This window comes from Asaia sp. As-1742 (assembly GCF_011753235.1).
GTDB lineage: Bacteria > Pseudomonadota > Alphaproteobacteria > Acetobacterales > Acetobacteraceae > Asaia > Asaia bogorensis_B.
Window position 1 is genome coordinate 210,494 of the sequence record NZ_VWWA01000002.1, and the last position, 26,390, is coordinate 236,883.

A 26,390-nucleotide genomic window follows, 5' to 3' on the forward strand; every position below is an offset into this window, starting at 1 on the left:
GGATGGAGAAGTACCATGACGAGCCCTGCTGACCAGCTTCAGAATGTTCTCGGGCAAACTTCCGCCTCTCAACCCTGCAAGCTGGTCATTTTCGGAGCCGGGGGCGATCTGACGCGCCGCCTGCTTCTCACGTCGCTCTATGATCTGGCTGTGGCAAACGCCCTTCCAGCCGGATTTCAGATCATCGCGATTGATCGCGGCGAGCAAAAGGCCCAGGACTGGGCCGACCGTCATTTCGCTCTGGCAGAGCAGGATGCAAAAGATCCCTCTGCCGAATTCTCATGCCCTCATCTCGATCGTGGGGCGTGGGACAGGGTGACCCACAATGCACAATATATAGCGGGCGACTTCACCCGGCCCGAGCTTTTCACCACCCTGTCCGAAACCCTCGGTGGGGACAGTGCCATTTTCTATTGCGCGGTCGCGGCCCGCTTCTTTGCGCCGATTGCAACCGCTTTGGGTGAGGCAGGGCTTCTTGCGGAGAAGGCGGGGTTCAGGCGTATCGTGATCGAGAAGCCCTTCGGCCACGATCTGGCATCGGCGAGGGCGCTCGATGAAGCCTTGCGTCGGCAGGCTCGTGAAAGCCAGATCTATCGCATCGACCATTTTATGGGCAAGGAAGCCAATCAGGGTATCCTTGTCGCGCGCTTCTCCAACGTCCTGTTCGAGCCTATCTGGCGCCGTGAGTATATCGACCATGTGCAGATCACGGCTGCCGAGACGATTGGCGTTGAAAGCCGGGGCGCCTTCTATGAGCACACAGGCGCTCTGCGCGACATGGTGCCCAACCATCTGTTCGTCCTGCTCAGCCTTATCGCAATGGAGCCACCATCCTCTCTGGCCGCTGAGGCCATACGACAGGAAAAAACGCGATTGCTGGAAGCCATACGCCCGGTGCGAGCGCAGGATTACGTGGCGGGCCAGTACGGAGCAGGCGAGATCGCCGGATCACCCGTCGCGGCCTATCGGGGCGAACCGGGTGTTGCGCCCGATAGCCAGACAGAAACCTACGTCGCCATGCGACTGGATATCGATAACTGGCGCTGGGGTGGGGTGCCCTTTTATCTGCGCACGGGCAAACGCATGAAGGCCCGACGCACCGAGATCAACATTGTCTTTAAAAAGCCGCCTTATGCGCTTTTCAATCAGGATATGAACGACCCGCGCACAGGCAATGTCATTCGCTTTCTTCTCGATCCTGTACGGGGCGTTTCCATAGGGTTTGATGCCAAGCAGCCCGGCCTGGAAGAGGTGATTGCCCCCGTGAACAGCAGTTTTCTCTACGACTCGTTTTTCCCAAAGGCGCCGAATGTCGGCTACGAGGCGCTGCTGCATGACTGCATGGCGGGCAACCAGATGCTTTTCCAGAGCGCGGGCACCATTGAGGCCGCCTGGGCGGCGATTGATACTGTCGCTACCACCCCTGTCGCGCCCTGCCTTTATGAAGCGGGGTCACAGGGGCCGACCGAGGCGGACGCCTTGCTTGCCCGCGATGGGCGTCAGTGGCTTCCGGTAGCCTGATTGACGCCGGGCCTTTCCTCCCCGCGCGGTCACTGTTCCAGCCGGCCAGATGCTATTGGCCAGCTTTGCGGGGGCGGGGGTCATCCATGGTCGGGATGGCGCCTTGTTCATATTCCTGTTTCACATAGGGTTTTACCAGCCTCGGGTCGAAAGAACTGCGAATGAGTATGGCAATTGAGAATCATGCCGTGATTGGCGATCTGCGCACGACAGCGCTCGTCGCGCTGAATGGATCGATCGATTTCATGTGCTGGCCGCGTTTCGATAGTCCAAGCGTTTTTGCCTCGCTGCTCGAGCCCAGCGCCGGGTTCTTCGAACTTGCGCCCGTTCTCGAAGGCGGGCGTTTCCGGCAATTCTATGTGCCGGATACGAATGTCCTGCTGACACGCGTTCTGTCACCGGAGGGCGTGAGTGAAATCTCCGATTTCATGACGCTGGCTCCTGATTATCCTGAGCAGCGGGTGATAAGGCGTGTGAAAGCTGTCCGCGGCACGCTTCGCTTCAGGCTGCATTGCGCCCCCCGGTTCGACTATGCCCGTGTCGGCCATAAGGCCCGTGCCCTGAGTGACCGGGTGATCCTGTTCGAGCCTGAGCGACCCGACCTGCCGAGCCTGCGTATCAGCTCGACCATACCCATGACGATCATCGGCGATGATGCCTGCGCCGAATTCGTGCTCGACCTGAATGAGACGGCCATTTTCATGCTCGACAGTGTGACGACGGACGAGAATCTCTGTCTCGAGGACCACTGGACATCCAATGCCTTCAAGGCAACGGCCAATTACTGGACCGACTGGGTGGCGCGCGCCAAGTATCACGGGCGCTGGCATGATCACATCACGCGCTCGACCCTCGCCCTCAAGCTGCTGACCTCGGCCGAATATGGGTCGATGGTTGCAGCCGCGACTTTCGGCCTGCCGGAGGATCCGGGCGGGGTGCGTAACTGGGACTACCGTTATTGCTGGATCCGTGACTCATCCTTCATGGTCTATGCTTTCATGAAGACGGGTCATACGGAAGAGGCGACTGCCTTCATCCGCTGGCTGCATGAGCGCCGACTGGACGCCCGGCCGGGTGAGGCGCGGCTGAAGGTCATGTATGCCATCGATGGCAAGGCCTTCGTGCCCGAAACAGACCTCGCGCATTTCCGCGGCTTCAGGGACTCGCGTCCCGTACGTATCGGCAACGGGGCGGAGGACCAGCTCCAGCTCGACATCATCGGTGAGATGATGGACGCGGTGTATCACGCCGATCGCCACTGCGAACGGATCAGCTGGAAGGCATGGGAGTCTATCGCTGAGGGGATTGACTGGCTCTGTACTGCGTGGAACCAGCCTGATGAGAGTATATGGGAGGTGCGTGGCGGCAAGAAGCACTTCCTGTTCTCGCGCATCATGTGCTGGGTAGCCCTCGATCGCGCCATTCGTATGTCAGAAGAGCGTGGTCTGCCTGCTCGTATTGCTGTATGGATCCGTGAGCGCAACGCTATATATATGGATATCCAGAATAATTTCTGGAATGAAGACCTGCAATACTATGTGCAGTACAAAGGTGGCACTGCAATAGATGCTTCGTGTCTCCTCATGCCGCTTATGGGTTTCATAGGCGATTATGATCCAAGATGGGTTGCTACACTGAAGGCTGTGGGTGACCAGTTGCTCGATGACAGCCACGTCTTTCGCTATCATGTGGCCGAGGGTGATAATGAGGATGGTCTGGAAGGCCGGGAGGGAACTTTTACGATGTGCTCGTTCTGGTACATCGAATGTCTCGCCCGCTCAGGCGACCTGCTGATGGCCCGCTTCCTGTTCGACAAGACCCTTTCATACGCCAACCATGTCGGTCTTTTTTCCGAGGAGATTGGCCCGGCGGGCGAGCATCTGGGCAATTTTCCTCAGGCTTTCACGCATCTGGCGCTTATCAGGGCAGGACAATATCTCGATCAGGCCCTGTCACGGCAAGGTGTTTGAAGTTAAGAATAAGTATCAACAAGTCATCGCGGCGGGACCGCGATGACAGGTGAGGAGTTGATAATCAATATCAACAAAAACAGGACTGTTTGAATACTAATAATCACGGGTTCGTGTGCTCCCCTTCAGGTGATAGGCAGGGACTTGATGTGATGCTAGGCAATGGCGCAGAAAAAAACCTCACGACCACTGGCTTTTTAGTTCCAGACCGGTGTTACACGCCGTGATGGCACGCAGGCCTTTGGTCCCGTCGGGAATAGGTGGTTGCGCCAGTGTCTCAGTTTCTCGCAGATCATGCTTTAGCGATCTACGTGGCCTTTACGGTCATTTTCCTTTGCATCGTGGTGGCGCTGTCAGCTGCTCTCGGCCCTCGTCGTGTTGGTGCGGCGCGCGGTCGCTCCATGAGCCTCCCTTATGAATCGGGCATCCTCTCCACCGGCTCGGCGCGTATACGCCTGCCGGTGCAGTATTATCTGCTCGCCGTCTTCTTCGTTATTTTCGACGTGGAAGGCGTGTTCATCTACTCATGGGCTCCCGTGGTGGTCGAGGCTGGTTGGGCTGCCTTCATCTCGGTTGTGACCTTTGTCGTCTTTCTGACGCTCGCCCTGGTCTATCTCTGGCGCAGTGGTGCCCTCGAATGGGGCCCCAAGCACCGCCGCATGCCGGTCAAGGTGCCGCCCAATTCCCCCGTCGAACTTGTCAAAATCCCCGAGCGCGAGGTCGTATAACGATGACTTGGACTCTTACCTCCGCCGTCGGCGAGCCCCGTCTGCAATCCCCTGAGGAACTTCTGGCGCACGAGGACGTGCGCCGTAATCTTGTTGTGGGCAAGCTTCAGGATTTCATTTCCTGGGGGCAGAAGAACTCGGTCTGGCCGTTCAATTTCGGCCTGTCCTGTTGCTACGTGGAAATGGCGACGGCTTTCACGAGCCGCTATGACATTGCGCGCTTTGGCTCCGAAGTGCTGCGCGCCACCCCGCGTGAAGCCGACCTGATCGTGATTGCGGGCACCGTGTTCCGCAAGATGGCCCCTATCGTGAAGTATCTGTACGACCAGATGCTCGAGCCGCGCTGGGTCATCTCCATGGGCTCCTGCGCCAATTCGGGCGGCATGTACGACATCTACAGCGTCGTGCAGGGTGTCGACAGCTTCCTTCCTGTCGATGTGTATGTGCCGGGCTGTCCGCCGCGCCCCGATGCCCTGCTTGAGGGGCTGATGCTGCTGCAGGACTCCATCGGCAAGCAGCGCCGTCCGCTCAGCTGGATGGTGGGCGATCAGGGTGTGACCAAGGTGACGCCTGCCAGCATGCGCGACCTCAAGCGTGAAGAGCGCATGGCGGTCACCAAGCTGCGTACGCCCGACACGATCTGAGGAGCCTGCAGCCATGAGCGAAGTTTTCGATAACAGCCGCGCAGCAGGCATGGGTACGGGCAGCATGGGGGCCTCGGTCGCCGCTTTCCCGCCGCACATGGTCATGATGGAAGAAGCCACGCGTGATGGCGTGCCGACTTTCTGGGTCTCACGCGGCCAGATCCGTGCCGTGCTTCAGGCGGTCAAGGCCGGTGGCGCGCTGCGCATGCTGCTCGACCTGACCTGTGTGGACGAGCGCCAGCGCATCCATCGTGACAATCTGCCGGCATCCGACTTCACGGTCATCTACCACATCCAGTCCTTCGACGGGCCGATCGATGAAGTGCGCTTCAAGGTGCCGCTTGCAGTCGATGATGCCAATATTGCCTCCATCACCGATATCTGGCCGAATTCGAACTGGCTCGAACGTGAGGCATGGGATCTTTTCGGTGTCGTGTTCGAGGGGCATCCGCATCTCTCGCGCATCCTGACACCGCCGACCTGGGTCGGGCACCCCCTGCGCAAGGACCATTACGCCCGCGCGACCGAGCGTCCGCCCTACACGCTCTCGGAAGATCAGGTTTTCGACGAGCAGGAAGCGCTGAAGTTCGACCCCGAATCCTGGGGCATGAAGCGTCATTCCGACAATAGCGACTTCATGTTCCTCAACCTTGGCCCGAACCATCCTTCGGTGCATGGCGTGTTCCGCGTCGTGTTGCAGCTTGAGGGTGAGTTCATTGTCGATGCGGTGCCCGATATCGGGTTCCATCATCGCGGTGCCGAGAAAATGGCCGAGCGTCAGACCTGGCACAGCTACATCCCCTATACCGACCGTATCGACTATGTCGGCGGGGTGATGAACAACTTCCCCTATGTGATGGGTGTCGAGAAGCTGGCAGGCATCACCGTGCCGCCGCGCGCTCAGCTCATTCGCATCATGCTGGCCGAGTTCTTCCGTATTTCCAGCCATCTCGTGTTCTACGGAACCATGGTGCAGGACCTGGGTCAGCTCTCGCCGGTCTTCTACATCTTTACCGATCGCGAGCGCGTTTTCGAGATCATCGAAAAGATCTGCGGCTTCCGCATGCATCCGGCCTTTTTCCGCATCGGCGGCGTGGCGATGGATCTGCCGCAGGGCTGGGACGGCGAGGTTCGCGCCTTCCTCGATTATCTGCCCAAGCGTCTGGACGAGTACAACGAACTCGTCATGAAGAACCCGATCTTCAAGGCCCGTACGAAGGGCGTGGGCGTCTACACGACCGAAGAGGCCGTGGATTGGGGTGTGACAGGGCCGGGGCTGCGCGCCACGGGTCTGGAATGGGATTACCGTCGCAAGGCGCCCTATTCGGGCTATGACCAGATCGACTTCGATATCCCGACCGCCGTCAATGGCGATTGCTATGACCGCGCTGCGGTGCATATCGAAGAGATCCGCCAGAGCCTGCGCATCATCCGCTACTGCCTCGATAACATGCCGGGCGGGGCCTACAAGGCCGAGCATCCGCTGGCCATGCCGCCGCCGAAGCCGCGCACGATGCATGACATCGAAACGCTCATCCATCACTTCGTGGGCGTCAGCTGGGGGCCGGTCATTCCGCAGGGCGAAGTGCGCTCCTGCATCGAGGCGACCAAGGGCCTGAACCAGTATTACCTTGTGAGCGATGGCGGCACGATGTCCTACCGGACGCGTATCCGCACACCGTCGTTCATTCATCTGCAACAGCTTCCGATGCTGTCACGCGGCACCATGATTGCCGACCTGATTGCCATCATCGGAAGCATCGATTTTGTGATGGCCGATGTCGACCGCTGAACTTACGGCGCAGGACGCCGAACTCCCCAAGGATCTCGTCGATACCTTCATCGACATGGCGGCCCATGAGCATCACCCGCGCGGCGCCGCCATTGAGGCGCTGCGTCTGGTGCAGGAACGCTTCGGCTGGATCAACGACGCGCATCTTGCCCATACGGCACGGATCCTGGGCATGTCCCAGGCCGATCTGGACGGGATTGCCACCTATTTCAACCTGCTGTTCCGCAAGCCGGTCGGCAAGAACGTGGTCATGCTCTGTGACTCCGTGTCCTGCTACATCATGGGTGCGGAACAGACCCGCGAACGCCTGTGCAAGAAGCTGGGCGTGAAAATGGGCGAGACGACGCCGGATGGTGAATTCACCGTTCTGCCCATCGTCTGCCTTGGTCACTGCGACCATGCGCCGGCCATGCTGGTCGGCAAGGACCTGTTTGGTCCTGTCCGTCCGGAAGATATCGACGGGATCATCGACGACATTCGGGCGAGGAAGAAGTGATGACTGGTCTCAACCCCGAAAAGCAGCCGCTTCTGGCGCTCGTCAATCGCGAGACGCCCCTCGATCCGGCTGGCTATGACAGAAAGGGCGGCTGGCGCGGTCTGCGCCGCGCCCTTGGCATGAGCCCTGCGGAGATCATCACCGAGGTGACGGACTCCAAGCTGCGCGGACGCGGCGGCGCCGGGTTCAGCACCGGCATGAAATGGAGCTTTGTTCCCAAGGAATCCTACAAGGATCGCCTGAAATATATCGTCGCCAATGGTGACGAAATGGAGCCGGGCACCTTCAAGGATCGTATCCTTGTCGAGGGCAACCCGCTCCAGCTTATCGAAGGCATGATCATCTCGGCCTATGCCATCCAGGCACGGCACGGCATCATCTTCCTGCGCGGTGAGTACCATCTGGGTCTGGAGCGCCTGCAGCAGGCGGTCATCCAGGCGCGTGAGGCCGGCTTCCTTGGCGAGAACATTCTCGGCTCTGGTTTCGATTTCGATCTTCACGTCCATCCCTCCGCCGGTCGCTATATCTGCGGTGAGGAAACGGCCCTGATCACGGCACTGGAAGGCCGCCGCGCCAACCCGCGCGCCAAGCCGCCATTTCCCCAGATCGGTGGTCTGTGGGGCGCGCCGACGGTCGTGAACAACATCGAGACCTTCAGCAACATCCCGCATATTCTTGCCAATGGCACGGAATGGTATCTGGGGCTGAGCGCCTGCGCCGATGGTGGCACCAAGCTTTACGGTGTCAGCGGTCGCGCCAAGCGTCCGGGCGTGTTCGAGCTGCCTCTGGGCACGTCGCTTGGCGTGATCCTGAACGAGTGTGCCGGTGGCATGCAGGACGGCTACAAGCTGCGCGCCTTCCTGCCCGGCGGCGCCTCGACAGCGTTCCTTGGGGCCGAGCACGCTGACATCATCATGGACTACCCGACGCCGGAAAAGGCAGGCAGCCGCCTTGGTACGGGTCTGGCCATCCTGCTCGATGACAAGACCAGCCCGATCGGGATGATCCGCAATCTCGAGCATTTCTTTGCGCAGGAATCCTGTGGCTGGTGCACGCCCTGTCGTGACGGCCTGCCCTGGGTCGAGCGTCTTCTGATTGCCATCGAGGAAGGGCGCGGCACGCCGGAGGATATCGATCGCCTCCATGACGCGGCCCGCCTGATCGGCCCGATGGGGCGCACCTTCTGCGCCCACGCGCCGGGTGCGATTGCGCCTCTGGTCAGCGGCCTGAAGATGTTCGCCGAGGATTTCCAGCGAATGGTTAGCAAGCCCACCTCCGGTACCGCAGAGAGCGGCGCCGCAGGGCAGGCGGCGTAGGAGGAACGGCCCGATGGCAAAAATCGTAATCGACGGCCGCGAGGTTGAAGCACGTTCAGACGTGAACCTTCTGCAGGCCTGTCTCGAGGCAGGGGAAGACCTGCCCTATTTCTGCTGGCACCCGGAACTCGGGTCTGTCGGTGCGTGCCGCCAGTGCGCCGTCAAGCAGTATGCCAATGTCGACGACACACGCGGTCGTATCGTCATGGCCTGCATGACGCCGGTGACTGAAGGCGCGATCATCTCGGTTGAAGACCCCGAAGCCAAGGAATTCCGCGGCGAAGTGGTCGAGTGGCTGATGACGAACCACCCGCATGACTGCCCGGTTTGTGAAGAAGGTGGCGAATGTCACCTCCAGGACATGACCGTGATGACCGGTCATCGCGAGCGTCGCTATCGCTTTGACAAGCGTACCCACAACAATCAGGAACTCGGTCCTTTCGTGAAGCACGAAATGAACCGCTGTATCGCCTGCTATCGTTGTGTGCGCTTCTATCGCGATTATGCGGGCGGCCAGGATCTGGGCGTGTTTGCCTCGCACAACAACGTCTATTTCGGCCGTCACGAGAGCGGCACGCTGGAGAGCCCCTTCTCGGGTAACCTCATCGAGGTCTGCCCGACCGGCGTGTTTACCGACAAGCCGTTTTCGAAGATGTACAGCCGCAAATGGGACATGCGCGGTGCGCCGTCTGTCTGCTCCAACTGTGCGACGGGCTGCAACACCATCATCAATGAGCGCGCTGGCAAGGTTCGCCGCACGCTCAACCGCTATAATGATGAGGTGAACCGCTACTTCCTGTGCGATCGCGGTCGCTTCGGTCATGGCTGGGTCAACGCCCCCACACGCCTGCGTTCAGCTGGTTATGTGATCAATGGCGACATGACGCCGGTACCGGCCCAGGCCGCGCTGGATCATTTCGGCAAGATCGCGGCTTCGGGCAAGATGGTGGGCATCGGCTCGCCGCGCGCCTCGCTGGAATCCAACTACGCCCTGCGCAAGCTCGTCGGTGCCGAGAACTTCTCGACCGGCATGGCCGAGCCGCAGCACAGCCTCGTCAAGCTGGCCGTGTCGCTTCTGGCCGCTGGCCCGGCGCGCATCGCCACCATGCATGAGATGGAAACCGCTGACGGCGCCCTGATCCTGGGTGAGGATGTCTCGGCAACCTCGCCGCGCATGAGCCTGGCACTGCGCCAGATCAAGCGTACAGCCTTCAACAAGGCAGCCGATCAGGCCCGTGTCCCTCACTGGATGGACGCCTCGGTGCGTACGCTGGGTCAGGACACGATTTCGCCGCTCTTCGTGGTGTCACCCACAGTGACCGATCTGGACGGTTTCGCGCAGGACGCCATCCGCGCCATGCCGGAAGATGCGGCACGTCTCGGCTTTGCCATTGCGCATCGCATCGACGCGTCGGCACCCGATGTGACTGGTCTGAATGAGGCCGAGGCGGCTTCCGCTTCGCTCATTGCTGAAGCCCTGCTGGCTGCCGAGAAGCCCCTGCTGGTTTCGGGCCTGCAATACGCTTCGGCTGCCCTGCTTCAGGCAACGGCCAACATTGCCTCTGCTCTGGCTGCCAAGGGCAAGGCGCCGCTCATCAGCTTCGTCCTGCCGGAAGCCAACTCGATGGGCCTCGCGCTGATGGACGGGCTCTCGCTCGACGAGATCGCGGTACGCGCCGCCGATGCCACGCTGATCGTTCTCGAAAACGATCTGAGCCGCCGCCTCGATGGTGCGCAGTTCGAGGCACTGGTGGGGAGTGCGGCCAACCTTGTGGTGCTTGATCATTCGGTCACCCCGACGGCTATCCGCTCTCAGGTTACCTTCCCCTCGGCAGCCTATTCCGAGACGGACGGCACGCTGGTCAGTGCCGAGGGCCGCGCCCAGCGCTTCTTCCAGGTGGTCTATCCCGACGCCCCGCTTCAGGCGGGCTGGCGCTGGATTGCCGATATGGCGCAGGCCGCTGGCCTCAGCCATGTGCAGCCATGGGGCAAGCTGGACGATCTGATTGCCGAGATTGCCGCGACGATGCCGGTTTTCGCCCGCATCCCCGAGGCAGCACCGGGTTCGGACTATGAACTCGAAGGCACGCCGCTGCGCAGCCAGACGCATCGCGTCAGCGGACGCACGGCCATTCGCGCCAATATCAGCGTGCGCGACATTCCGCCGCCGAGCTCGCCCGATACCCCGCTGCATTCCACAATGGAAGGCTCCTACAGCACCGACATGCCCGGCACGCTCGTGCCGTTCTATCAGGTGCCCGGCTGGAACTCTGAGCAGTCGCTGAACCGTTTCCAGCAGGAAATTGGCGGCAAGATGCGTGGTGGTGATTGCGGCGTGCGTTTGGTGGAAGGGGTGGCCAATGCGGCAGGCTCCTATGCCATGGACGTGCCGTCGGCTTTCGCCCCGCGTGCCGGTCAGTTCATGCTTCTGCCTGAAGCCCGCGTATTCGGCACAGATGAAATGAGCATGATGGCCCAGCCGATTGCCGAGCGTGCTGCCCCTGCGGTGGTGCGTATCGGCGGTACCGTGGCCAAGGGTGCTCAGGTCCGTCTGTCGCTGAATGGCGAAGTGTTCACGGTCGATGCCGTCTCTGACTCTTCTCTTCCCGAAGGTGTCGCCACATGCCCGCCGCATATGGTGTCCCGCTCCTGGTCGGCACCGGGCTGGGTTTCTCTTGAAATCATGGCGCCTGCCGAGCGTATTGGAACGGAGAGCGCGGTATGATGCCCATCGTGTGGCCAATTCTTGTGATCGTCGTGACCGTCTTTGGCGTTCTCGGCGTCGCAGCGGTCTCGACCATGCTGGAGCGCCGCCTGCTTGGCGTGTTCCAGGATCGCCCCGGCCCTAACCGCGTCGGCCCGTTCGGCCTGTTTCAGGTCATCGCCGATGCGATGAAGATGCTGTTCAAGCAGGACTGGATTCCGCCTTTTGCGGACAAGCCGGTCTTTCTTGTTGCGCCGATCATCGGCTTTCTGGCCGTTCTGCTCTGCTTCGGCGTCGTGCCCATCACCCCCATCTGGGGTGTGGCGGGTGAGCTGAATGTCGGCCTGCTCTTCATCTTCGGCATGCTGGGCCTTGGCGTCTATTCGGTGGTTCTCGCCGGCTGGTCGTCCAACAACAAATACGCCCTGCTTGGTGGCATGCGTGCCGCCGCCCAGATGATCTCCTATGAAGTGTTCATGGGCCTGTCGGTCATGGGCGTTGTCATGGCGGCCGGTTCGTTCAGCATTCGCGACATCGTGGAAGCCCAGACCCATTGCTGGTTCATCATCCCGCAATGCCTGGGTGCCGTGATCTTCCTGCTTGCCGGTATTGCCGAAACGCATCGTCTGCCTTTCGACTTCCCGGAAGGTGAAAACGAAATCGGTGCCGGCTTCCATACCGAGTATTCGGGCATGAAATTCGGCATGTTCTACCTTGCCGAATATGCCGGTGTCGCACTCAGCTCGGCCCTGATCACCACGCTCTACCTCGGTGGCTGGCATGGCCCGTTCCTGCCGCCCGTCCTGTGGTTTGCGATCAAGGTTTTCCTGCTGATCTGCTTCTACATCCTGCTGCGCGCAGCACTGCCCCGTCCTCGTTACGACCAGCTGATGTCCTTCGGCTGGAAGGTGCTGCTGCCGCTGTCTCTTCTTAACATTCTGGTCACCGGCGCGGTCGTTCTGCTGCGCGCGGGCGTCTGAGAGGGGGCGCGCCATGCTTGGTATTCTCCGCACCATATGGATGACGTTCCTGCACATGTTTCATCGCAATGAAACGGTGCAGTATCCGGACGTCAAACCGTACCTGTCCCCCCGCTTTCGCGGTCGTATCGTCCTCACCCGCGATCCGAGCGGCGAAGAGCGCTGCGTGGCCTGTAATCTGTGCGCCGCGGCCTGCCCGGTAGATTGCATCAGCCTGCAGAAAGGCGAGAAGGAAGGGCGCTGGTATCCGGAATTCTTCCAGATCAATTTCTCACGCTGCATCTTCTGCGGTTTCTGTGAGGAAGCCTGCCCGACCTACGCCATTCAGCTCACGCCCGATTTCGAGATGAGCGAATATGTGCGCCAGAACCTGGTTTACGAGAAGGAAGACCTCCTGATCAGCGGACCCGGCAAGGTACATGATTACAGCTTCTATAATGTGTCGGGGCTCAAGATCCCGGGCAAGAACAAAGGTGAAGCCGAAAATGAAGCCAAGCCTATCGACATTCATGCACTGATGCCCTGATCATGAATATCATGCTTGAACTCTATGGGCTGATCGCCATCGGCGCGACCGCGTTGGCGATTACCCGCACCATCCCCGTTCACGGCCTGCTTTACCTTGTCGTGTCGCTTCTGGCGCTTGCCTGCATGTTTGAAGAGCTGGGCGCGCCTTTTGCTGCCATGCTCGAAATCATCGTCTATGCCGGCGCGATCATGGTCCTGTTCGTGTTCGTGGTCATGATGATCAATCTGGGCCAGCCCGACCAGCTTCGTGAAAAAGGCTGGTTTGCCGGTGGCGCCTGGATTGGCCCCAGCGTGATTTCGCTGCTGCTGATGGGTCTGCTGGTCTATGGCGTGAGCCACAACACCATGGCGGTGGGCACTGTTGGCGCGCCGATCGGCCCCAAGGCGGTCGGTCTGACGCTTTATGGCCCCTATATCCTGACCGTCGAGCTCTCCTCGTTCCTGCTTCTGGCAGGGCTTGTGAGCGCCTATCACATCGGCCGCCGGATCGGAGGGAAATCCTGATATGACTGCTGCCGATCCCAATGGCGCGCTCATTGTCGCCGTCATACTCTTTTCACTCGGAGCGTTGGGCGTCCTTGTACGCCGCAACCTGCTCTTCATGCTGATGTCGACCGAAATCATGCTCAATGCCGCTTGCCTCGCGTTCATCGCGGCGGGCAATCGCTGGCATATGGCGGATGGTCAGGTCATGTTCATCATGGTGGTCGCCTTCGCTGCTGCGGAATCCGCAGTTGGCCTGGCCATCATCCTGCGCATGCATGCAGCCGGACGCTCCACGCTAGATGCCGATACCGGCAATCGTCTGGGGGGTTAGTCTCGTGGCCATGCTGCTTCCGCTTGTCATTTTCTGCCCCCTGGCGGTCTCCATCATCCTGATGCTGACCGGGGGCAAGCTTCCCGCACGGGCGACGACGCTTCTCGTCGGCGCCGGTATGGGGCTTTGTGCGCTTTTCGCCGTCATTTCGGCCTATAGCTTCCTTTCCGGTCCGGACTCGCTCGGTTCGCTGCACGTCGTGCTGTGGAACTGGATGAATGTCGGCTCCTTCAACGCCCAGATCGCGCTCACGCTCGACCGGCTCTCGCTGGTCATGATGCTGGTGGTGTCCTGCGTCGGCTTCCTCATTCTCGTCTATGCCTGTGCCTACATGTATGACGACGAGGACATCGCGCGTTTCTTCACCTACATGACCCTGTTCGTTGCCTCCATGCTTCTGCTGGTGCTGGCATCGGATCTGCTGGGCGTGTTCATCGGGTGGGAAGGCGTGGGCCTTTGCTCTTATCTGCTCATCGGCTTCTGGTATGGCGAACAGGCCAATGCCATCGCCGCGCGAAAGGCCTTTGTGGTTACGCGTGTGGGCGATGCATTGTTCCTGCTGGGTATGCTGCTGATGGCAACAGCCGTTGGCTCGCTGGACATCCCGACGCTTCTGGCCGTCGGCCCCCATGCCGCACCGCGTACGCTGACGCTGGGCATGTTCCTGCTGCTGGGTGGTGCAATGGCCAAATCGGCCCAGGTGCCGCTCCAGACCTGGTTGCCTGACGCCATGGCCGGCCCGACGCCAGTCTCGGCGCTCATTCATGCTGCGACCATGGTCACGGCGGGTGTCTATCTTCTGGCGCGTCTGCATGGTCTGTTCGTTCTCACGCCGCTGGCGATGTTCGCCTGCGCCATTGTGGGTTTCGTGACCATTCTGCTCGCTGCGGGCAGTGCTCTGGTCCAGACCGACATCAAACGCATCCTTGCCTATTCCACCATGAGCCAGCTCGGCTACATGTACCTCGCGCTCGGTTGCGGCGCCTGGCATGCTGCCATGTTCCATCTCGTCACGCATGCCTTCTTCAAGGCTCTGCTCTTTATGGCGGCGGGTTCGATCATCCTGCGCGTCCATCACGAGCAGGACATCTTCAAGATGGGTGGTCTGCGCAAGGACATGCCCTGGGTGTTTGCAGCCTTCCTGATTGGTTCGGCTGCGCTGGCAGGTCTGCCGCTGATCACCGCCGGTTACTTCTCGAAAGAGCTCATTCTGGGCAGCGCCTATGATCTGAGCCCGATCTTCTGGGCCGGTGCGCTGTTTGGTGCCTTCCTGACCTCCATCTATATCTTCCGCTGCGTGTTCATCGTGTTCTGGGGCGGTCATCGCACCCATGCACATGGCAAGTCGGGCATCGCCATGGCCCTGCCCATGGGGATCCTGTCCGTGCTCGCCATTGCGGGCGGCTGGATGGAAATGCCGGATGCCATCGCACACGTGCATATCTTCTCCAATCTTCTTTCCCCCGTGCTCGGTGCCCTGCCTGAAGAGCACAATACCAGCCTGCTCATTCTCGGCTCTCTCGTGCCGATTGCCGGCGTGACCATCGCCTGGACGCTGTGGCGCCCGAAAGGCGAAGCACCGGTTGCTGCCGAAAGCCCTGCCATTTCGACGCTGCGCGCCGATTGGGGTTTCGACACGCTGTATGACCGGGTTTTCGTACGGCCGTTCATGGTGCTTGCCCATCTGAACCGTCGTGATTTCATCGATCGTTTCTATGATCTGGTTGCAGCCCTGACCCAGGGCGGTGGATACGCTGTTGCGAAGCTGCAGAGCGGCCAGGTGCGTCGCTATGCCGGCTGGATCGCAGCAGGAACGGTTGCAGCTCTTTGTCTGGCGGTATGATGATGTTGGCACTTCCCGCTCTTGTTCTGATCCCCTTCATCGGGGGTCTTGCAGCCTGGCTTGTCGGGCTGCGCGGCGCCTCGCGCGCGGCGTCGGTTTCCTCACTCATCACGCTTGTGCTGATGGTGATCCTGCTTGCGCAGGTCACACTCAGCGCATTGTCAGGCGGTGCCAGCGCCGGGGGATGGCTTGGCCATTTCTCCATGGCCTGGGTGCCGATGCTGGGCATCAATGTCCGGCTCGACATTGACGGTCTGAGCCTCGTCATGCTGTGGCTCAACGCGCTGATCTCCCTGCCTTGCGCGCTGCTCAGCGCACGCAATGTGGCAGATCGCGCAGGCCTGTTTCACTTCCTGCTGCTGGCAACGGTGGCCGGGATCAACGGCGTCTTCATGGCGACCGACCTGTTCCTGTTCTTCTTCTTCTGGGAGCTGATGCTCCTGCCGCTCTTCGGGGTTATCCTGATCTGGGGTGATGCAGGGCGCCAGCGCGCTGCGCTGAAGTTCTTCCTGTTCACGCAGGGAAGTGGCTTGCTGATGCTGCTGGCCATTCTTGGCCTTGTCATCGTCAACGCCCAGCGCACCGGCGTCATTACGTTCGACTACTTTGCCCTGTCGCAGACGGCGCTGATTGCGCCCATCGCCCCGGTGCTGATGCTTGGCTTCTTCATCGCTTTTGCGGTCAAGCTGCCTATGGTGCCTTTCCATTCGTGGCTGCCAGACACCTATGCGGCATCGCCTGCCGCTGCGAGCATTCTGCTTTCGGGTGTTCTGGCAAAGACAGGTGGCTATGGCCTGATCCGCTTCGTGGTCATGCTCTTCCCCGGTGCTGCGGCGCATCTCGCACCCATCGCCATGACGCTTGGCGTGGTCGGTATCCTGTACTGCGCATGGCTTGCCGTGGCGCAGGATGATATCAAGCGCCTCATTGCCTATTCCTCCATCAGCCATCTTGGCTTCATCCTGCTGGGTGTGTTCTCGGGCACACGCATCGGTATGGAGGGTGCCATCGCCCAGATGGTGGCGCATGGTCTCAGCACGGGTGCTCTTTTCGTGATCGCAGGGCTTCTAGAAGATCGTCTGGGGACGCGCGACATGTCGCGTATGGGTGGGCTCTGGCCTGCCATGCCGCAGTTCTCGGCATTTGCCATGTTCTTCGCTGCGGCCTCGCTTGGCCTTCCGGGGCTGGGCAACTTTGTCGGTGAGTTCCTGGTGCTCATGGGCACATGGCAGGTCAGCCATACCATGACGTTCTTCGCAGCGGCTGGTCTGGTGCTGTCGTCGGTCTATTCGCTCACCATGATGCTGCGCGTCTTTTATGGCCCGAAAAAGACCGATGCCGTGGCACCGCTTGGTGCGCCTTCCGTGCCGCATCTCGCTGTCCTTGGTGTGGCAGCCCTTCTTCTCCTTGCGCTTGGCGTCTATCCGCAGCCGGTTCTCAACCTGTCGGCACCGGCCAGCCCCCATGTCGTGAGCATCGCTCAGGAGCAGGCCCAGTAATGTCTTTCTCGTTCCTCCCCAATGCGGTGCTGGTGCTGTGCCTCGGAAGCCTGGTGCAGCTCGCAGCCATCTCCTGGCGGCGTCATGTCGTTCGTGATGCCATTCTGTGCGTGATCGTTCTTCTGGCGTCGCTGGCCTCGATCATGCTGCCGACCGTGCTCGTCATGACGGGTGCCACCCCGCTTTTTGCCCCTGATACATGGGCCTCTTTTGCCGGTGCGCTGATCATTCTCTCAGCACTGGCAATCGTGCTGATGTCGCGCCATGGCGCCATCAGCGCTGACCCGAGTGTGAACAGCGAGTATTTCCTGCTGCTCACACTGGCCACACTGGGTGGCGTGGCCATGACCGGCGCGGTTCATTTCGTGTCGTTCTTCCTTGGTCTCGAAACGCTCAGCCTGGCCCTGCTTGGCCTGATCGCGTTCCACAACCAGCGTCTCGACGCCGGTGAAGCCGCGATGAAGTATCTGCTTCTTTCGGGTGTCGCATCGGCCACGATGGTGTTCGGTTTTGCGCTGATCTACGCCGAGACCGGATCGCTGCGTTTCGCAGCCCCCGATCTAAGCCATGTTCCCGAGCCGATCATTGGTGTGATGGGGGTTATCCTCATCCTGTCAGGCATGTTCTTCAAACTGTCTGCCGTGCCGTTCCATCTCTGGCTGGCCGATGTGCTTGAAGGCACGTCCGTACCGGTGGCGGCCCTGGTGGCCGTGACATCCAAGATCGCGCTTTTTGCGGCCATGCTGCGCTATTTCTCCGCCGTCAATCTCTATGTGCCCAGCGCACAGGTGAACGAGATTCTGATCGTGGCCGTGCTCAGCATGCTGGGCGGTAACCTGATGGCCGTGGTGCAGACGGATCTGCGTCGCCTGCTTGCCGGGTCGTCCATCGCGCATGTGGGCTATCTGCTGGTGGCTTTCCTGTCACCGGGGCCGTTTGGCGTGGCTTCGGCTGCCTTTTACCTGGCGGCCTATGCGATCTCGACGCTTGGCGTGTTTGCCATCATGAACGGTGTGCTGCCCCAGGGTACCGATATCCGTGAATGGCACGGGCTGTTCCGTCGCAAGCCTGCCGCTGCGCTGGCCATGTCGATCATGCTGATTTCGCTGGCAGGTATTCCCCCGGCAGTCGGCTTCTTCGCGAAGTTCTATGTGGCGGCTGCGGGCGTTTCGGCCCATCGCACGCTTCTGCTCTTCGTCCTGATCGCCAGCAGCACGATCGGTCTGTTCTACTATCTGCGCCTGATCCTGATCATGCTGACGCCTGCGCCAGCAGATCGCGAGACCCGCGCGGAGCTGACGGCACCTACGCCGGTCAATGCAGCACTGATCACTGTGCTGGCCTGCGCCACCATCCTGCTGGGCATTTGCCCCAGCACGCTGGTCCAGCGCAGCCAGTCTCTGGTTGTGGCCCCGCCTCTCCCTGCGGCGCCAGCAACCTTGCCCTGACGAAGGCTCTCCCGAGCTGGCGACTACATGGCCGCCAGTTCAGAAAGTCGATGAAAGCTGCATGTCCGTCGGGCGTGCAGCTTTTTTTATGCGCATTGCCCGGTCAGGAGAGGTATCACCGGGTCATGAGTTCCGCCCCCATTCGCAAAGGCTGGTGTCCAGCCCTTCATGCCCCAATGCAAACGCATGATGGCTGGCTGGTGCGTGTCACCCCGGACCCCACAGGACTGAACCCCGGGCAATCGACCTTTCTGGCGGATTATGCCGCGCGTCATGGCAATGCGCGCATCACGCTCACCCTGCGCGGCAACCTCCAGCTTCGGGGGCTCGATCATCAGGCGGCGCTCGATTTCACGTCGCTTGCTGTGGCGCATGGTCTGGGCCTTGAGGCGCCACAGCAGGAAGCAAGGCGCCGCATCCTGTTTGCATCACCTCTGGCTGGTCTCGATCCCGATTGCGCTGAAGACACCTTGGCTCTCGCGCATGAAATCACGCAGGCGATGCAGGATTTGCCGCCCTCATGGCGTCCGCCGGAGAAATTCAGCCTTGCTGTCGATGGTGGTGGACTGGTCCCCTCAGGGGCGCTGCGGGGTGATCTGGCCCTGCGCCACGAGGCAGGGGCGTGGATTTTGTACGAAGGTGCCCTGAGGCATCAACCGGACAGGACAGATCTGGTCGATGAAGTGCTGGCGGCGCTCCAGCGTTCTGCGCATCGGGCCATTGCAGATCGGGCATTGCATCGGGCGGCACCATTTAGAGGGACGATACCGCCCTTGCTTGGTCCCTTCCTGCCCGGGTGTTTTGGTGCTGTGGCGGTGCTGGGTGAAATCAGTGCCCAGACTCTTGCCTCCATCGCTTCTGCCGGCGCGGCGATACGGCTGACACCCTGGCGGGGGCTGGTGCTCGATCGCCCTGTTGCAGCCCATGACCTGATAACCGACCCTCAGGACAGGCGAGCGGACCTCATGGCCTGTCCGGGCGCAGGGCGCTGCGCACAGGCCCATGCGCCAACACAACGCGACGCGCTGTCGCTAGTGACTGAACTGCGCGGCAGACGGCTCCATGTCTCGGGCTGCGCCAAGGGATGTGCTTCGCGCGGTAGTCATGATGTGACACTGGTGGCGGGGCCAAAAGGATATGATCTTGTCTGGCAGGGGAGTGTCTCTGATCGACCTGCCGAGTCTGGTCTTGACATCGAGGACGTGCGAAGGCGTTTGCGTCGGGCATGACAGGAAGAAACGAGACGGCCCATGACCGGGGAGAGCGCATGACCGAAGAGAGTTACGACTATATCCGCGACGGCGCTGAGATCTATGCCCGGTCCTTTGCGACAATCAGGGCTGAGGCCGATCTTTCGGCTTATGATCATGATGAGGCACGCGTTGCGGTCAGGGTTATTCATGCTTGTGGCATGGTCGATATCACCCGCAATCTTGACTTCGCTCCCGGCTTTGTCGCCGCGGCGCGTACCGCGCTGCTGGCTGGAAAGCCTGTCCTGTGTGACTCTGAGATGGTGGCTCACGGTGTGACGCGTGCGCGGTTGCCAGCCAATAACCAGGTCATCTGTACCTTGCGTGACATGCGTACACCGGAGCTGGCCAGATTTATCGGCAACACGCGATCGGCGGCGGCGGTCGATCTTTGGGGGAGCGACCTGGAGGGCGCGGTCGTGGCGATCGGCAATGCACCGACAGCCCTGTTTCGCCTGCTGGAACTCATCCGGCAGGGTGGCAAGCGTCCCGCAGCCATTATCGGCATGCCGGTCGGCTTCATCGGCGCGGCAGAGTCCAAAGAGGCACTGGCAGCCTTTAATGAAATCCCTTGGGCTATTGTACGGGGCAGGCAGGGGGGAAGCGCCATGGCGGCTGCCTGTGTCAACGCGCTGGCCAGCGAGAGCGAATGACCGGTCTCTGCCAGATTCTTGGCATGGGGCCGGGTGACCCGGAATTGCTGACCCTCAAAGCGGTGCGTTACCTGCAGGCTGCGGATGTGGTGGCGTGGTTCGCTGCGTGCGGCAAACCGGGCCATGCGCGTGTCATCGCCGGTGATCATGTGCCCTCAGGCGCGGAAGAACTGCGGTTCGACTATCCATTCACCACGGCTGTGCCGGTGGAGGACCCGCGTTATCTGGTCGATATGGCCGCATTTTACGACCGTTGTGCCCAGAGGCTTTCAGAAGAGCTGGCGAAAGGGCGTCGGATTGCGCTTTTGTGCGAAGGCGACCCGTTTCTGTACGGCTCGGCCATGTATCTGTTTGACCGCCTCAGTCCGCATTTTCGCTGCGAGATCGTGCCGGGCATTACCGGGATGAGCGGCTGCTGGTCAGCCGCTCATCTGCCGATGGTGCATGGTGATGATATTCTCAGTGTATTGCCTGCAACGCTCGATGAAGCCAGTCTCTCCGCGTGGCTCGCACGGGGTGATGCGCATGTGATCATGAAGATCGGGCGCAATTTTGCGAAAGTGCGTGCAGCCCTGCAGCAAAGCGGGCGCCACGAGAAGGCGGTGTATGTCGAACGCGGCACACAAACCGGGCAGGTCTGCCTGCCGCTCGATCAGGCGCCGGAAAAAGCTCCTTATTTCTCCATGGTCCTCGTGCCGGGGCGAAAGCGGGCCCGATGAAGCCTGTCCTGTATGTAGTTGGTCTTGGGCCCGGTGCGACGGGTCAGATCACGGCCGAGGCACGTGAGGCGTTGGCTGCGGCAACCGATGTGCTGGGTTACGGGCTTTATGTCACCCGCGCCTTTGCGTTGGGTGCAGGCGAGCATGCAACGCCCCATGTGACGGATAATCGCGAGGAACTCGATCGCGCCCGCCATGCGCTCGATCTGGCGATGAGCGGGCGGTTGCCTGTGGTCGTCTCGGGCGGGGACGCGGGCGTTTTCGGCATGGCGAGTGCCGTGTTCGAGGCCGTGGCAGGCGGGCCACCTGCCTGGCGTGCTATCGATATACGCGTCGTACCCGGCATCAGTGCCGTGCTCGCCGCGGCAGCGAGGCTCGGGGCGCCGCTTGGCGGCGATTTCTGCGTGATATCGCTGTCGGATAATCTCAAGCCCTGGGACATCGTGGCGCGCCGTCTGAAGGCTGCGGCCGAAGCCGGATTTGTGATTGCGCTCTATAATCCCCGTTCCTTGGCGCGCCCCGGCCAGCTCGATCAGGGATTCGAAGTGTTGCGTCGGGTGCTGCCAGGGGAGACACGTGTCGTGTTTGCCCGCGCCATAGGTCGCCCCGGCGAGCATGTCCTGCATGTGTCCCTGGCTCAGGCAAGAGGCGAGGATGCGGATATGAGCACGCTGGTGCTGATTGGCTGCGCCTTCACTCATCTGATCGAACGCCCCGGCGAAACCCCCTGGCTCTACACGTTGCGCCGCGTGCCCTGAAGCCGGGATTGCCGCAGGTTGCGCCGACTCATGAGCCGCGAAGCCTGATCCGTTCCAGCCATGTCATGGCGGCCTCGACCGTATCAAGTTCCTCGGCAGGCGGAAGAGGCGGGCGATCGACCATGATGACCTCAACACCAAGTTGTCGGGCCGCCTCCAGCTTGGGGGCTGTAGCCGCCGCACCGGCATTTTTTGTCACGAGACAATCGATACGATGCTCGCGAAACAGGGTGAGTTCGTCATCAAGCCGGAAGGGGCCGCGTGCGAGTAGAACGGTCGCGCCGTCTGGCAGCGCATCGCCGGGCGGATCGATACTGCGCAGGAGGTAGTGATGCGGCGTATGCCTGAATGGATCGAGATCCTTGCGACCTGTCGTCAGGAAAACCCGGCGCGGGGTCGTTCCCAACATGGCGGGAACGGCACTGATACACGGCGCATGGCGCCATATCGCGCCTTCTCCGGCTTGCCATGCCGGGCGGGTGAGGCGCAGCAATGGGCGCGAACAGGCCTTCGTAGCCGCAACGGCATGATGGCTCATGCGCGCAGCGAACGGATGGGTGGCATCGATCACCACGTCAGCCTCATGGCGGGTCAGCCAAGCGATCAGCCCGGCGATGCCGCCAAACCCCCCCATGCGCATACGGGACGGAACAGGCATTGCCGACGCCGTGACACCCGCCAGAGAAAACGTGATATCATCTTCCCCCTGGGACTCCAGCGCGTGACAGAGTTGGCGCGCCTCGGTGGTGCCCCCCAATATCAGGATATGCATTCCTTGCCCTCACTCTCTCCTTGTTCAGGCGCCAAACGCTGGCTGACGATCATCGGCCTGGAAGAGGGCGGGTTTGAAGCGCTTTCACGCAAGGCGCAACGGGCAATTCTCAAGGCCGATGTTCTGGTCGGCGGAAAGCGACATCTGAGTCTCGTGGAGGGAAGGGGGCAGGCGCTGCGCGAGACCTGGCCGTCGCCCTACTCGCAGGCCATGCAGGCCCTGGCCCGTCATGAAGGACGCGATGTCGTCGTTCTGGCCTCGGGGGATCCGTTCTTCTTCGGGATTGGCAAGCAGATTGCTGCGCATTTTGGCTATGATGGGCTCCAGGTCATACCCTCACGCTCCTGCCTGACCCTGGCCTGCGCCAGAACAGGATGGTCAGCACAGGATGTCGGCCTCGTCTCGCTCTGCGGCCGGCCCATAAGCCGCCTTTTGCCGCATTTGCAGCCGGGTGCAAGGCTTGTCATCCTTTCGGCAGATGAGACAACGCCCGCCTCTCTGGCCGCATGGCTGGACGAGAAGGGATGCGGTGAGAGCGTGATCCATCTGCTCGAAGCGCTCGATGGACCCGAAGAACGACAGCGGGTGTTTTGGGCCCGCGAAGGCGCACCCGGCGATGTGGCGCGGCTTAATATGATGGCGGTGGAGATTATGGCCGGCAGGGGCGCGTCATTGCTGCCTCTGGCCTGCGGTCTGCCTGACCATTTTTTCGAACATGACGGTCAGATCACCAAACAGGAGATACGCGCGATCACCCTCAGCGCCCTTAGCCCCCATCCGGGGCAGATGTTATGGGATCTTGGGGCAGGATCGGGGTCGATCGGTATCGAGTGGATGTTGCGCCACTCCTCGAACCAGTGCTTTGCCGTTGAACGCAATGCAGAGCGTTGTGCGCGTATCGCGCGTAATGCAGAAGCTCTGGGTGTCGATCAGCTTCACGTGGAACAGCGTGACCTTTCTGCGCCCCTGTCTGATATGCCGCCGCCCGATGCTGTGTTTGTCGGCGGCGGTATCAGTACGCCCGGATTGCTCGACAATGCGTGGTCTGCGCTTCGTTCTGGCGGCAGGCTGGTGGCCAATGCTGTCACGCTTGAGGGCGAGCAACGGCTTTTCGAGGCTTTTCAAGCATGGGGCGGTGCGCTATCGCGCATCAGCATGGAGCGTCTAGGACCAATAGGGACCATGCATGGATTCAGGCCGGCCATGACGGTCACACAGTACAAGGCTGTCAAACCATGATCATGGGAGGATTGGGTTGCAGGCTCGAGGCATCCCCCGAGGCCATGATTGATGTGGTGAGGCTGGCCATCGAGCGCTGGGGCCTGCCGCATGGTTTTGCCGTTCCGGCATTCCGACAGAACCACGCCGCTGTGCAGGCTGTGGCCCAGCTTTTCAAATTGCCTGTCACGGTGGTCGATCTCCTGTCTCTTGCCTCGGCCCAGCCGCGCTGTCTGACCCACTCCGAGCGCGCCCGTATGACAATGGGGTTCGGCTCAATCGCGGAAGGCTGCGCTCTGGCCGTTCTGGGGCCGCACAGCCAGTTGCTGGGGGCGCGACTTGCCGGAGACGGCGTGACCTGCGCCTTTGCCATGATCAAGGCCGGATCGCTGAGCCAGTGACCGTTCATTTTATCGGGGCGGGGCCGGGGGCTGCTGATCTGATGACGCTGCGGGGCCGCGCCATTCTGGAACGCGCGCCGCTCTGTCTTTACGCGGGCTCGATCATCCCACCCGAGATCCTTGCTTTCTGCGGGCCTGAAGCCAGACAGATCGATACGGCGCCTCTTTGTCTCGATGAGATCGAGGCCTTGTTCGTTGCGGCTCATGAGGCCGGTGAGGATGTCGCCAGGCTCCATTCAGGCGATCTTTCGCTCTATAGCGCCGTGGCTGAGCAGGTCGCGCGGCTGGAGCGTAGAGGTATTGCCTACACGCTGACACCAGGTGTGCCGGCCTTTGCCGCAGCCTCTGCCGCGCTTGGGCGCGAGCTGACTGTGCCGGGTGTAGCGCAGAGTCTGGTCCTGACGCGTCTGTCAGGGCGCGCTTCGGCTATGCCGGAGGCAGAAACTCTTGAAGCTTTCGCTGCGACCGGCGCGACACTGGCGATCCATCTTGCGGTGCATCGACTGGAAGAGATTGTGAGCCGCCTGCTACCGTTCTATGGCGCAACCTGTCCTGCTGCCGTGGTCGCGCGGGCGAGCTGGCCTGATGAACATCGCGTGCAGGGAACGCTCGCTACGATTATTCCCCTGATGGCGGCTGAGCCCGAGGCTCGTACAGCACTTGTACTCGTCGGCAGGGCCCTTGATCCGGGGATGTTTCGGGAGAGCGCGCTCTACGATCCCGATTATCAGCGGCGGTTTCGTGGGCGCAACAAGGATAATATCCCTCTCGAAACCTCGCGCCCGGTGATCTGAGAGCGAGGGCCTTTTGGTCCGCGCGGTACGATATGGAGATGTTTAGGCTCGCCATGTGACAAGCGCGCCCCGTAGATCAGGCATGCACGCCAGCGAATAAAGCCGTTTGCGCTCAGGCGATGACTTTTTCGGACGCGTTCTGCTTGTGAACCTGCCGTTCCATCCACTTCTGGGCAGTCAGTTTCATTTCCGGATTGAGCAGACGGTAAAGACGGAGCAGATCATCCTCGTCAGGCGTGAGAACAGCAGGAATGTCCTCCTCAATCATGCCGGTCAGGAAGGCCTCGGTCGAGACGCCAAAGAGGTCAGCGAGTTTCGGAATATATTTTCTCAAACTACCGACACGCCCCGTTTCCCAAAAAGCAACAGCAGAACGTGATACTCCCAATGTATCGGCAAGCTGTTGCTGGCTCATGCCTTGGCTTTTTCGGAGCATCGCAATGCGCCTCGTGAGAGCAAAGCTTGGTGATATCTTTTGGGGTCGTTCGCTGTTCATATTTTCTTCGTCTCTATTCTTCCGGGACACGCCCTTGATCAGCGTAGCATTGAAGTTAATAAATGATTACCCCGTGCGTCGTCAAATTATGTGGATTCACGCCAAGGAGATAATTTTAACGCTCCGCCGATATGGCTGAGGAAAGCGGATACCCTTGCGGGATGAGAACGTCCGGGAGGTGTCAGCAGGCAGAGTTCTGTTTCGGGCAGGGACCATTCCGGCAGGAGCCTGATCAATGTGCCATTTTGCATGTCCTGTGCGATCATGAATTCCGGGAATATTCCGATACCGTGCCCGGCCCGCAGCGCGGGCAAAAAGGCTTCAGCATTGTTTGAGCGGTAACGGCTCGTCGGTGGATCGACCTGCATGGTTTCCCCGTCGCAGCTCATGCGCCATGCTCCCGGTGATTGTGTGCCTTCATAGATCAGCCCGTCATGCTGCCTGAGATCTCTGGGGTGTGATGGCGCACCATGCCGGGCGAGATAGGCCGGTGCAGCCACCAGAAACAGCGGTATGCGGCAAAGGCGCAAAGCACGCAGCGATGAGGGGGCGTGAGCCGCAATACGTATGGCGATGTCAAACCCCCCACCGATCAGGTCGAGCTGGGCATCCGTATAGGTCATGGCAAGATGGATCTCGGGATACCGCGTCAGAAAATCCGGGAGCAGGGGTGCCACATGATTCAGACCGAAAGAGATCGGGGCGGTAAGGCGCAACAATCCATGCGGGTGATGAACCGCCTGGCGCAATTCGGCCTCGGCAGCTTCGCCCTCGCCGAGAATTCGGTTGGCGTGGGTCAGTACCCGCTGCCCGGTTTTAGTCAGGGCGAGCTGGCGTGAGGTCCGGTTTAGCACATAGGTGCCCGTGCTATGTTCCAGACGCGCAATGGCCTTTGAAATGGTGGGGCGCGAAAGGCCAAGAGCCTGCGCCGCAGCACTGAAGGAACCAAGCTCGACCACACGGGCGAAGATGGCCAGAGCCTCGAAGTCAGGCAAGCGTTGTGTCATGAAATGGAACCGATCTGTTTCCATTATTTCTATATA

General features: G+C 60.8%; 25 protein-coding genes. 22 read left to right on the forward strand and 3 right to left on the reverse strand.

The features are described 5' to 3' along the window. The first annotated feature begins 15 nt into the window (after positions 1-15). The 19 genes from zwf (at position 16) to cobJ (ending at position 21,666) form a co-directional block, all read left to right on the forward strand. Positions 16-1,521, forward strand: coding sequence for a glucose-6-phosphate dehydrogenase (zwf, locus tag F3J08_RS03670; protein WP_166928479.1), 1,506 nt, complete (start codon positions 16-18; stop codon positions 1,519-1,521). A 161-nt stretch (positions 1,522-1,682) separates the two neighbouring features. Further along, the gene (locus F3J08_RS03675) at positions 1,683-3,491 is read left to right on the forward strand and encodes a glycoside hydrolase family 15 protein (RefSeq protein ID WP_166928480.1); all 1,809 of its coding nucleotides are present in this window, start codon (positions 1,683-1,685) and stop codon (positions 3,489-3,491) included. A gap of 272 nt (positions 3,492-3,763) precedes the next feature. After that, positions 3,764-4,219: an NADH-quinone oxidoreductase subunit A gene (locus F3J08_RS03680; protein ID WP_031241229.1), complete on the forward strand. Its 456-nt coding sequence runs from the start codon at positions 3,764-3,766 to the stop codon at positions 4,217-4,219. A 2-nt stretch (positions 4,220-4,221) separates the two neighbouring features. Next, on the forward strand, positions 4,222-4,863 hold the full coding sequence (locus F3J08_RS03685; RefSeq protein WP_023979422.1) for an NADH-quinone oxidoreductase subunit B: 642 nt from the start codon (positions 4,222-4,224) through the stop codon (positions 4,861-4,863). A 13-nt stretch (positions 4,864-4,876) separates the two neighbouring features. After that, on the forward strand, positions 4,877-6,655 hold the full coding sequence (gene nuoC, locus F3J08_RS03690) for an NADH-quinone oxidoreductase subunit C/D (RefSeq protein ID WP_370458658.1): 1,779 nt from the start codon (positions 4,877-4,879) through the stop codon (positions 6,653-6,655). Further along, positions 6,642-7,151, forward strand: a complete 510-nt coding sequence (gene nuoE, locus F3J08_RS03695; protein ID WP_023979424.1) for an NADH-quinone oxidoreductase subunit NuoE — start codon at positions 6,642-6,644, stop codon at positions 7,149-7,151. The genes nuoC and nuoE overlap by 14 nt, the downstream gene beginning before the upstream one ends. Beyond that, positions 7,151-8,467, forward strand: coding sequence for an NADH-quinone oxidoreductase subunit NuoF (gene nuoF, locus F3J08_RS03700; RefSeq protein WP_166928481.1), 1,317 nt, complete (start codon positions 7,151-7,153; stop codon positions 8,465-8,467). Before nuoE ends, nuoF begins: the two co-directional genes overlap by 1 nt. Before the next feature lie 13 nt (positions 8,468-8,480). Beyond that, complete coding sequence (gene nuoG / locus F3J08_RS03705) at positions 8,481-11,192, forward strand: NADH-quinone oxidoreductase subunit NuoG (RefSeq protein WP_166928482.1); 2,712 nt, start codon at positions 8,481-8,483, stop codon at positions 11,190-11,192. After that, the gene (nuoH, locus tag F3J08_RS03710) at positions 11,189-12,151 is read left to right on the forward strand and encodes an NADH-quinone oxidoreductase subunit NuoH (protein ID WP_166928483.1); all 963 of its coding nucleotides are present in this window, start codon (positions 11,189-11,191) and stop codon (positions 12,149-12,151) included. The genes nuoG and nuoH overlap by 4 nt, the downstream gene beginning before the upstream one ends. A gap of 13 nt (positions 12,152-12,164) precedes the next feature. Continuing rightward, positions 12,165-12,677 carry an NADH-quinone oxidoreductase subunit NuoI gene (gene nuoI, locus F3J08_RS03715; protein WP_166928484.1) on the forward strand — a complete coding sequence of 171 codons (513 nt, stop codon included), beginning with the start codon at positions 12,165-12,167 and terminating at the stop codon, positions 12,675-12,677. Positions 12,678-12,679: 2 nt separating this feature from the next. Further along, positions 12,680-13,183: an NADH-quinone oxidoreductase subunit J gene (gene nuoJ, locus F3J08_RS03720; protein ID WP_023979430.1), complete on the forward strand. Its 504-nt coding sequence runs from the start codon at positions 12,680-12,682 to the stop codon at positions 13,181-13,183. Between the two features lies 1 nt (position 13,184). Next, the gene (gene nuoK / locus F3J08_RS03725) at positions 13,185-13,496 is read left to right on the forward strand and encodes an NADH-quinone oxidoreductase subunit NuoK (protein WP_023979431.1); all 312 of its coding nucleotides are present in this window, start codon (positions 13,185-13,187) and stop codon (positions 13,494-13,496) included. Continuing rightward, positions 13,465-15,339, forward strand: coding sequence for an NADH-quinone oxidoreductase subunit L (nuoL, locus tag F3J08_RS03730; RefSeq protein WP_231944577.1), 1,875 nt, complete (start codon positions 13,465-13,467; stop codon positions 15,337-15,339). The genes nuoK and nuoL overlap by 32 nt, the downstream gene beginning before the upstream one ends. Further along, entirely contained in the window at positions 15,336-16,838 is a 1,503-nt protein-coding gene (locus tag F3J08_RS03735; protein ID WP_346426169.1) for an NADH-quinone oxidoreductase subunit M, read from the forward strand. The genes nuoL and F3J08_RS03735 overlap by 4 nt, the downstream gene beginning before the upstream one ends. After that, positions 16,838-18,286 carry an NADH-quinone oxidoreductase subunit N gene (locus tag F3J08_RS03740; RefSeq protein ID WP_166928485.1) on the forward strand — a complete coding sequence of 483 codons (1,449 nt, stop codon included), beginning with the start codon at positions 16,838-16,840 and terminating at the stop codon, positions 18,284-18,286. Before F3J08_RS03735 ends, F3J08_RS03740 begins: the two co-directional genes overlap by 1 nt. 125 nt (positions 18,287-18,411) lie before the next feature. Further along, positions 18,412-19,515: a hypothetical protein gene (locus F3J08_RS03745; protein WP_166928486.1), complete on the forward strand. Its 1,104-nt coding sequence runs from the start codon at positions 18,412-18,414 to the stop codon at positions 19,513-19,515. 38 nt (positions 19,516-19,553) lie between these two features. Continuing rightward, positions 19,554-20,189 carry a precorrin-8X methylmutase gene (locus F3J08_RS03750; protein WP_166928668.1) on the forward strand — a complete coding sequence of 212 codons (636 nt, stop codon included), beginning with the start codon at positions 19,554-19,556 and terminating at the stop codon, positions 20,187-20,189. Continuing rightward, entirely contained in the window at positions 20,186-20,908 is a 723-nt protein-coding gene (locus F3J08_RS03755; protein ID WP_166928487.1) for a precorrin-2 C(20)-methyltransferase, read from the forward strand. Before F3J08_RS03750 ends, F3J08_RS03755 begins: the two co-directional genes overlap by 4 nt. After that, positions 20,905-21,666 (forward strand): precorrin-3B C(17)-methyltransferase, encoded by a 762-nt coding sequence (gene cobJ / locus F3J08_RS03760; protein ID WP_166928488.1) that lies wholly within the window; start codon positions 20,905-20,907, stop codon positions 21,664-21,666. The genes F3J08_RS03755 and cobJ overlap by 4 nt, the downstream gene beginning before the upstream one ends. Before the next feature lie 28 nt (positions 21,667-21,694). Here cobJ and F3J08_RS03765 read toward each other — a convergent pair whose 3' ends face one another. After that, positions 21,695-22,438, reverse strand: a complete 744-nt coding sequence (locus F3J08_RS03765) for a cobalt-precorrin-6A reductase (protein WP_166928489.1) — start codon at positions 22,436-22,438, stop codon at positions 21,695-21,697. Positions 22,439-22,441: 3 nt separating this feature from the next. Between F3J08_RS03765 and cbiE the strand changes: the two genes are divergently transcribed. From cbiE to cobM, 3 genes are read left to right on the forward strand one after another with little or no spacing between them, the layout of a single operon-like run. Next, positions 22,442-23,677, forward strand: coding sequence for a precorrin-6y C5,15-methyltransferase (decarboxylating) subunit CbiE (cbiE, locus tag F3J08_RS03770; RefSeq protein ID WP_240149112.1), 1,236 nt, complete (start codon positions 22,442-22,444; stop codon positions 23,675-23,677). Then, a complete protein-coding gene (locus F3J08_RS03775) occupies positions 23,674-24,057 on the forward strand; it encodes a cobalamin biosynthesis protein (protein ID WP_162922333.1) in 384 nt (127 codons plus the stop codon). Before cbiE ends, F3J08_RS03775 begins: the two co-directional genes overlap by 4 nt. Next, entirely contained in the window at positions 24,054-24,851 is a 798-nt protein-coding gene (cobM, locus tag F3J08_RS03780; protein WP_122040323.1) for a precorrin-4 C(11)-methyltransferase, read from the forward strand. The genes F3J08_RS03775 and cobM overlap by 4 nt, the downstream gene beginning before the upstream one ends. 112 nt (positions 24,852-24,963) lie before the next feature. Here cobM and F3J08_RS03785 read toward each other — a convergent pair whose 3' ends face one another. Both F3J08_RS03785 and F3J08_RS03790 read right to left on the reverse strand, forming a co-directional pair. After that, a complete protein-coding gene (locus F3J08_RS03785; protein ID WP_122040322.1) occupies positions 24,964-25,347 on the reverse strand; it encodes a helix-turn-helix domain-containing protein in 384 nt (127 codons plus the stop codon). Positions 25,348-25,433: 86 nt separating this feature from the next. Then, positions 25,434-26,354 carry a LysR family transcriptional regulator gene (locus F3J08_RS03790; RefSeq protein ID WP_166928491.1) on the reverse strand — a complete coding sequence of 307 codons (921 nt, stop codon included), beginning with the start codon at positions 26,352-26,354 and terminating at the stop codon, positions 25,434-25,436. Between the last annotated feature and the right edge of the window lie 36 nt (positions 26,355-26,390).